This is a genomic window from Micromonospora sp. NPDC049799 (genome assembly GCF_040656655.1).
Taxonomy (GTDB): Bacteria; Actinomycetota; Actinomycetes; order Mycobacteriales; family Micromonosporaceae; genus Micromonospora.
Map to the genome: position 1 here is coordinate 1 of NZ_JBFAMU010000226.1, position 8,123 is coordinate 8,123.

Annotated in this window: 7 protein-coding genes; 1 reads left to right on the forward strand and 6 read right to left on the reverse strand. The window is 70.8% G+C overall.

The annotated features are described in order from the left end of the window. The 6 genes from AB0I76_RS17630 to AB0I76_RS17655 all read right to left on the reverse strand — a co-directional run. Nucleotides 1-169 (reverse strand): sigma factor (locus tag AB0I76_RS17630; protein ID WP_357036204.1); only part of this gene is annotated, 169 nt, incomplete at its 3' end. Then, entirely contained in the window at nucleotides 166-558 is a 393-nt protein-coding gene (locus AB0I76_RS17635) for a YciI family protein (protein WP_357036207.1), read from the reverse strand. The genes AB0I76_RS17630 and AB0I76_RS17635, both read right to left, overlap by 4 nt. A gap of 113 nt (nucleotides 559-671) precedes the next feature. Then, on the reverse strand, nucleotides 672-2,813 hold the full coding sequence (locus AB0I76_RS17640; protein WP_357036189.1) for an alpha-galactosidase: 2,142 nt from the start codon (nucleotides 2,811-2,813) through the stop codon (nucleotides 672-674). 39 nt (nucleotides 2,814-2,852) lie between these two features. Beyond that, on the reverse strand, nucleotides 2,853-3,767 hold the full coding sequence (locus AB0I76_RS17645; protein WP_357036192.1) for a carbohydrate ABC transporter permease: 915 nt from the start codon (nucleotides 3,765-3,767) through the stop codon (nucleotides 2,853-2,855). Then, a complete protein-coding gene (locus AB0I76_RS17650) occupies nucleotides 3,764-4,723 on the reverse strand; it encodes a sugar ABC transporter permease (RefSeq protein ID WP_357036195.1) in 960 nt (319 codons plus the stop codon). The genes AB0I76_RS17645 and AB0I76_RS17650 overlap by 4 nt, the downstream gene beginning before the upstream one ends. Nucleotides 4,724-4,749: 26 nt before the next feature. Then, nucleotides 4,750-6,081, reverse strand: a complete 1,332-nt coding sequence (locus tag AB0I76_RS17655) for an ABC transporter substrate-binding protein (RefSeq protein WP_357036198.1) — start codon at nucleotides 6,079-6,081, stop codon at nucleotides 4,750-4,752. A 280-nt stretch (nucleotides 6,082-6,361) separates the two neighbouring features. Here AB0I76_RS17655 and AB0I76_RS17660 point away from each other — a divergent pair. Then, a partial coding sequence (locus AB0I76_RS17660) for a beta-galactosidase (protein WP_357036201.1) occupies nucleotides 6,362-8,123 on the forward strand: 1,762 nt, incomplete at its 3' end.

The following is an 8,123-nucleotide window of genomic DNA, read 5'->3' on the forward strand; positions in this document are numbered from 1 at the left end:
GCGGGTTGTCCGGCAGCCCCTCGACGGGCCACTGCGTCGCCGCCGCCAGCAGGGCCTCCTGCACGGCGTCCTCGGCGGTGGCGAAGTCGCCGAACCGGCGGGCGAGCACGCCGAGGACCTGCGGCGCCAGCTCGCGCAGCAGGTCCTCGGCGGTGTGGTCGGTCGTCACATCTCCTGCGGTGGGGCGGACATGACGGGGTGCACCTCGATCGGCATGTTCAGCGGACGTCCGCCCGGGCCGGGGGCGGTGGAGATGTGCGCGGCGATCTCCACGGCCCGCTGCGGGGTCTCGCAGTCCACGATCCAGAAGCCGGCGAGGAACTCCTTGGTCTCCGCGAACGGCCCCTCGGTCACCACCGGGGTGCCGTCGGCGCCGGCCCGGACGATCTTCGCCTGCGGCGGGCCGGCGAGGCCCTGCCCGTCGACCCACTCGCCGTCGGCGACCAGCTTCTCGTTGACCTCACCCATGAACCCGATGTGCGCCCGGATCTCCTCCGGCGTCCAGGTGTCGATCGCGGGGAAGGCGGTACCGGCGGCGCTGAACTGCATCAGCAACATGTACTTCACGTCTGGCTCCTCACGACTGGGCACCATCCTCGGTGCTCTCACCCGGTGGTAGAAGCCGGCGCACCGGTTCTCGACATCCGCGTCGAAAAAAGTTCCCGGACATCTCAGTCGACCGCGGTGACCTCCAGCAGCACGGTCTGCTCGGGGTGCAGGGCGGGCATCTGGAGTCCCACGGTCGCCAGCACCGTCCCGCCCAGCGTGGTCCCCGGCCCCCAGCCGGGTTCGGTCAGCTGGAGGACCGCCGGCTCCGGTGCGCCCACCGCCGGGCGGACCGCGTACCGCCGCCGCGGGTCCAGGCCGGGCAGCCGGACCGGCCCGGGTACCTGGGCCACCGAGGTGGCCAGCCGCGCCACCGCGTACACCGCCCGGGAACCGTCGTGCGCGACCACGCCGTGCGCCCAGACGGCCGGGTCCGGGTGGTCGACCCGGACCACCCGGCCACCGTGCAGCAGCGGACGGAGCCGCTTGTGCAGCGCGACCCACGCGGCCAGCTCGCGGCGCTCCTCGGCGCTGATCGCCCCGATGTCCCACTCGATGCCGTGGTGGCCGAAGAGCGCGGTGGCGGCCCGGAAACCGAGATCGTGCACCCGGTGGGTGGTGTGCGAGCGTTCCGGCCCGACGTGGGTGCCGACCAGCTCGGGTGGCAGCAGCAGCCCGGTCCACCGCTGGATGGCCAGCCGCTCCAGGGCGTCGTTGCAGTCGCTGGCCCAGACCCGGTCGGTGCGCCGCAGGATCTCCAGGTCCACCCGGGCGCCGCCGGAGGCGCAGCTCTCGATCTCCACCCCCGGGTGGCGGGCCCGCAGCTCGTCGAGGAGCCGGTAGACCGCGAGGGTCTGCTCGTGCACCCCGGGGCGGCCGTGGTGACCCGCCTCGGTGAGGTCCCGGTTGTGGTCCCACTTGAGGTAGCTGATCCCGGGATGCTCGGTGAGGATCGCGTCCAGCCGTCCGAGCAGGTACGCGTACGCGTCCGGGTGGGCGAGGTCGAGCACCTGCTGGTGCCGCCACTCCGGCGGGAACCGGCCGGGCACCGACAGCACCCACTCCGGGTGGGCGCGGAACGTCTCCGAGTCCGGGTTCACCATCTCCGGCTCGACCCACAGCCCGAACCGGAGTCCCCGCCCGGTCACGTGGTCGATCAGCGGATGCAGCCCGTCCGGCCAGACGTCGGTGTCGACGAACCAGTCGCCGAGTCCGGCCCGGTCGTGCCGCCGGCCCCGGAACCAGCCATCGTCGAGGACGAACCGCTCCACCCCGACCTCGGCCGCGTGGTCGGCGAGGGCGGTCAGCCGTGCCAGGTCGTGGTCGAAGTAGACGGCCTCCCAGACGTTGAGGGTGACCGGCCGGGGCGTACGCGGGTGACTCGGGCGGGCCCGCAGGTGGGTGTGCAGGACGTCGCTCAGCCCGTCCAGGCCGTCGTCGGAGAAGGCGGCGTAGAGGAGTGGGGTGGCGTACTCGGCGCCCGGGGCCAGCACCACCTCGCCGGGGGCCAGCAGCTCGCCGCCGCCCAGGGTGGACTCGCCGGTGGGACGTCGCTCGGCGAAGGTCACGTGGTCACCGCTCCACGCGGTGTGCACCGCCCACACCTCGCCGTGGCCGAAGCCGAACCCGGCCGTCCCGGCGACCAGGAGCAGGGTCGCGTCGTGCCCGGTCCGCCCGTGCCGGCCCTCCCGCACCCAGGTGCCCATCGGCCACGGATGCCGCTGCGGGCTCCGCTCCCGGCACCACCGGCCGGTCAGGTCGAGCAGTTCGGTGGCGACCGCCGGCACCGGCAGGACGGGGGCGAGCTCCCGCAGCTCGTACGGGGTGACGCCGTCGTTGCGCAGCCGGTGCCGCAGCAGCAGCAGGCCGGTCGGGTCGAGGTCGATCTCGACGGTCAGGGACAGCTGCGCGTCGGCGTCGGAGGCCCGGACGATGGCCCGGGCGGTCCCCTCCTCGGGGTCCTCGACGTCCAGTCCGTCGAGATGGAAGGCGGTGGACCAGGCGGTGCCGTCACGGTGCCCGGCCAGCGCCGGACGCCCACTCCAGCCGGCGCCCGCCTCGGGCAGCACCGACAGCACGGTCGGCGCGTCGAAACTGCTCGGCACCACCGGCGGGACGGTCGCGTCGACCAGGCCGGGCAGGTCGTCGGCCGGCACCGGGCCGAGATCCGCGCCCCAGTGCACGACGCGGGGGAGCCCGGGGCCGCGCCCGTCGAGCACCAGGCTCGTCCGGGCGCGACGGAGGTGGACGATGGTCGGGATCGACATGGGCACCATCTCTCGGCGGGATCCGGAGGGGTATGGCCCTCAGCCCTTGGACGCACCCAGGGTGAGCCCCCGGACGAACTGCTTCTGCAGCAGGAAGAAGACCACCAGGGTGGGGATCGCGACCAGCACCGAGCCGGCCGAGACCAGGTTGTTGTCGGTGAAGAACTCGCCGCGCAGGTTGTTCAGTGAGCTGGTGACGGGGAACTTGTCGCCGGTGCGCATGAGCACGGTGGCCCAGAAGAACTCGTTGTAGATCCAGGTCACCTCCAGCGTGGCCAGGGCCGCCAGGGCGGGCCGGCACAGCGGCATGGTGACCTGCCAGTACTGCCGCCAGATGCTCGCCCCGTCGACCATCGCCGCCTCGTACAGGTCCCGGGGCAGCGCCTTCATGTAGTTGCTGAGCACGAACACGCAGAAACCACACTGGAAGGCGACGTTGACCAGGATCAACCCCCAGTAGCTGTCGTAGAGCAGCTCGGAGTCGCTCATGAACGCCGGCAACGGCACCTGGGTGAACAGCCGGAACAGCGGGATCAGCAGGGCCTGCTGGGGCAGCAGGTTCGCCGCCGTGAACAGGCCGAGCAGGACGATGTTGGTCTTCCAGCTGAACCGGGCGATGACGAACGCCACCATCGAGGCGAGGAAGAGCGTCAGCAGCACGGCCGGCACGGTGATGTACGCGGAGTTGAGGAAGTGCTTGCCGAACTCGGCGGTCTGCCACGCGGTGACGTAGTTGTCGAACGTCCAGCCGCCGAACGAGACGTACCCGTTGGCGGCGGTGTACTCGTAGGACCGCAGGGAGGTCAGCACCGCCCACAGGATCGGGAACAGCCAGCCGATCGCCACCGCGGCGAGGAACAGGTGCAGGACCACCCGAGCCGGCCGCAGGGGCCGCCGCGCCGGGGCGGGTGTCCGGTCCGCCGTCTCGCGTGCCGGCATCGTCGCGGTGCTCATCGGCGGTCCTCCCGCATCACGGTGGCCAGGTAGACGGTGATGAACAGCAGCGACACGACCAGCATGATGGTGGCCAGCGCCGACCCGAAGCCGATCCGGCTGGCCTCGCCCACCACGTTGGAGGTGACCAGCGCGGAGATCAGTTCCAACCCGTTGCGGCCCTTGTTGATGACCCACACCAGGTCGAAGGCGCGCAGCGACTCGATCACCGTCACCACCAGCACGATGATGTTGATCGGACGCAGCACCGGGAAGACGACCTTGAAGAAGGTGCTGGTCTCCGACGCGCCGTCCACGGCGGCGGCCTCCCGCAGTGACGGGTCGACGCCCTTCAACCCGGCCAGGTACAGCAGCATGATGTAGCCGACGTGCCGCCAGCCGGCGGCGAACAGCACCGCCCAGATGTTCACGTCCGGGTCGCCGTACCAGTCGACGCTCGTGCCGAGCACGGCGTTGAGCAGGCCCTGGTCGCGGGAGTAGATCAGCTGCCAGATGAAGCCGATCAGCGCCAGGGAGAGCACGACCGGCAGGTAGAGCGCGGTCTGGTAGAACCGGCTGCCGCGGATCTCCTTGTCCAGCATGACGGCCAGGAACATGCCGATCGGCGTGGCCACCACGAAGAGCGCCACCAGCCAGAGCAGGTTGTTCTGCACGGCGGGGACGAACGGCGGGTAGATGTTGATGACGTCGGAGTAGTTGCGCCCGCCGACCCACTCGATCTCGCTGACCGGGCCGATGCCGTCCCAGTCGGTGCCGGAGAGCAGCACGGTGGCGACGGACGGCAGCCAGACGAGGCCGACGACGAGCAGCAGCGGTACGAGCACCATCAGCGTGATGACCACGCGGTCGGTGCGGGACAGGAGCCGTAGCCGGCGGCCGCGACCACCCGTGGAGGTGGTGGTCGCGGCCGGCGGCGGCACGGCGCGATCCGCTTGGATCAGGGGCAGGTCGGACACGGTGTCCTTCCCCTCTCGCCGTCTCGTCACTCGGTGAAGATCGACTTCTTCTGGTTCTCGATGCTGTTGACGAGGCCGTCGATGTCGGCCGGGTTCTTGATGAACTGCTGGATCGCCGGGATGATCACCGTCGAGGCGAAGTCGGGGCGGGTGTCGCGGTCGAGGAACTGCGCGATCTCGGTGGCCGAGCCGACCAACTCGGCGGCCTTCTTCTGCAGCGCCGTGTAGCCGCTGGTGTCGGCCTCGGTGTTGGCCACCAGGGTGCTGGGGTCGTTCTTGACGGTGATGTCCGCCGCCGCCTTCGAGCCGACGTACTCCAGCATCTTCCTGGCGTTCTCCTCCTCCTTGGGCTTGCGCGCCATCATGTAGCCGTCGATCGGCGCGTCCAGGGCCTTGGCCCCGATCGCCGGGTCGATCTCCGGGAAGGTGAAGAAGTCCAGGTCGTCCTGCTCGTCGGCGTTGAACTGCTGGGCGACGAAGAGGCCGAGCAGGTACATGCCGCTCTTCTTCTGCTGCAACGACTGGGCCGCCTCCTGCCAGGTCCGGCCGAGGGAGTCCGGCTGGTGCAGGGGGAGCAGCCCGCGCCAGGTGTCGAAGACCTTCTTGACCTTGTCGGAGGTCCAGGACTCCTTGCCGGCCATCAGGTCGACGTGGAACTGGTAGCCGTTGATGCGCAGGTTGAGGATGTCGAAGGTGCCCATCGCCGGCCAGCCGTCCTTGTCGGCGAAGGCGATCGGGGCGAGGCCGTCCTTCTTCATCTCGGCGGAGAGCGCGGTGAGCTGGTCGAGCGTCGTCGGCACCTGGTAGCCGTTCTGCTGCCAGACCGACTTGCGGTAGAAGACCGCCCACGGGTAGTACGACGACGGCACGAAGTACTGCTTGCCGTCGTCGCCGGTGGACGCCTTCTTGAACGCCTCCGACTGCCCCGAGAGCTTGCCCCAGACGTCGCTGACGTCCCCGGCGAGGCCCTTGGCGGCGAAGAACCGCATCCGGTAGCCGGCGAACCACATGAACACGTCGTCCGGCTTGCCCTGCAGGTAGTTGTTGATGTTCTCCTGGTACGTGTTGTGGTCGACGGTGTTGACCGCGACCTGGAGGCCGGAGGACGTCTGGAAACCGTCGACGACCTTCGCGATCACCTCCTTGGGCTTCGGGTCGGACTGGTTCGACCCGAGCGACACCGTCTTGGACCCCGACCCGCCGGAGTCGGAGTCGCCGCCGCAGCCGGCGAGCAGACCGGTGCCGAGCAGGGCGCCGGCGCCGGCGGCCCCGGCGAGCACCGAGCGGCGGCGGAGGCCGGCGACGGAGGGGGGTACGAGCCGGGCCAGGTACTCGGCTTGGGATCGGGGACGGGACATGGTGCCTCCTGCGGATGAAGAGGTGCGCTGCGCCCGAGGGCCGTGACGGGGTGGCGGGCCGGCCATTCGTGATCCCACATCCGGATCCATCGCGAATCCACATTGGCAAACACGAACTGCCAGTGGCGCCTGAAACTACTCGCCCTTCCCGCGCTGTCAAGAGGGGCGGCTGGCGCGAATAACCCAGTCGTGACAAGGCTGTAATCAGGTAAACGTTGGAAACGATGTCGATGTTGGAAACTGTTGACTTGCCTCGCAGGTCGGGGCACGCTCTGCAGCCATGCGGCGATGGCAGGGCGACCGGATCTGGTACGGCGCCGACTACAACCCGGAGCAGTGGCCCGAAGCGACGTGGGCCGAGGACGTCGAACTGATGCGCCGCGCCGGGGTCAACCTGGTGTCGGTCGGCATCTTCTCCTGGGCCCTGCTGGAGCCCGCCCCCGGCGAGTTCGACTTCGGCTGGCTCGACCGCGCGATCGACACGCTGCACGGCGGCGGGATCGCCGTCGACCTGGCCACCGCCACCGCCAGCCCGCCGCCGTGGCTCGCCCACCGGCACCCGGAGACCCTTCCCCGCCGCGCCGACGGCGCGATCCTGTGGCCCGGCGGACGCCAGGCGTACTGCCCCAGCTCGCCGGTGTTCCGGGACCGGTCGCTCGCCCTGGTCGAGGCCGTCGCCACCCGGTACGCCGAGCACCCGGCCGTCGTCATGTGGCACGTCTCCAACGAGCTGGGCTGCCACAACGTGCACTGCTACTGCGACGTCAGCGCCGAGGCGTTCCGCCACTGGCTGCGCGAGCGGTACGGCGACCTGGACGGCCTCAACGCCGCCTGGGGCACCGCGTTCTGGAGCCAGCGGTACGGCGACTGGGCCGAGGTGAACCCGCCCCGGCTCGCCCCGACCTTCGCCAACCCGACCCAGCAGCTGGACTTCCTGCGCTTCTCCTCCGACGAGCAGCGGGCCCAGCTGCGCGCCGAGCGGACGGTGCTCGACCGCCTGGTCCGGCAGCCGGTCACCACGAACTTCATGATCGGCACCGGCATCAAGTACCTGGACTACCACTCCTGGGCGTCCGACGTGGACATCGTCTCCAACGACCACTACCTCACCGCCGCCGACCCGGACTCCCACCTCGGGCTGGCACTCGCCGCCGACCACACCCGCGGCGTCGCCGGCGGGGACCCCTGGCTGCTGATGGAGCACTCCACCAGCGCGGTCAACTGGCAGCCCCGCAACGTCGCGAAGACCCCGGGGCAGTTGCGCCGCAACAGCCTCGCGCACGTGGCGCGCGGCGCCGACGGCGTGCTCTTCTTCCAGTGGCGGGCCTCGCGCGCCGGTGCGGAGAAGTTCCACTCGGCGCTGCTCCCGCACGCCGGGCCCGAAACGAAGGTCTTCCGGGAGGTCTGCCGGTTGGGCGCGGACCTGGCCGCGATCTCCGAGGTGATCGGCAGCCGCGTCGACGCCGAGGTGGCGATCCTGTTCGACTTCGAGGCGTGGTGGGGCGCCGAGCTGGACTCGCACCCCAGCGTCGACGTCACATACGCCGACCGGCTCACCGCCCTGCACGGCGCGCTGTTCCGGGCCGGGATCACCGCCGACGTGGTGCATCCCTCGGTCGACCTGTCGCGCTACCGGCTGGTCCTGGTCCCGACCCTCTACCTGGTCCGCGACGCGCACGCCGAGGCGCTGCGCGCGTTCGTCGCCGCCGGCGGCACCGCGCTGGTCACGTACTTCAGCGGCATCGTCGACGAGAACGACCACATCCGCCTCGGCGGCTACCCGGGAGCGTTCCGCGAGCTGCTCGGTGTGCGTACCGAGGAGTTCTTCCCGCTGCGGGCGGGGGAGCGGGTCCACCTCGACGACGGCTCGACAGTCGACGTGTGGACCGAGTGGCTGCACGCCGAGGGCGCCGAGGTGCTCGCCGCGTACGCCGACGGGCCGCTGCCGGGCGTGCCGGCGGTGACGCGGCACGCCGTCGGCGACGGCGCGGCCTGGTACGTCGGCACCCGCCTGGACTCCGAGGGCACCGACGCGCTGGTGG

Bases quoted from the DNA above. Each gene is read 5' to 3' on its own strand.
- AB0I76_RS17655 (WP_357036198.1), bottom strand. From the start codon at position 6,081: ATGTCCCGTCCCCGATCCCAAGCCGAGTACCTGGCCCGGCTCGTACCC.
- AB0I76_RS17640 (WP_357036189.1), bottom strand. From the start codon at position 2,813: ATGTCGATCCCGACCATCGTCCACCTCCGTCGCGCCCGGACGAGCCTG.
- AB0I76_RS17645 (WP_357036192.1), bottom strand. From the start codon at position 3,767: ATGAGCACCGCGACGATGCCGGCACGCGAGACGGCGGACCGGACACCC.
- AB0I76_RS17635 (WP_357036207.1), bottom strand. From the start codon at position 558: ATGTTGCTGATGCAGTTCAGCGCCGCCGGTACCGCCTTCCCCGCGATC.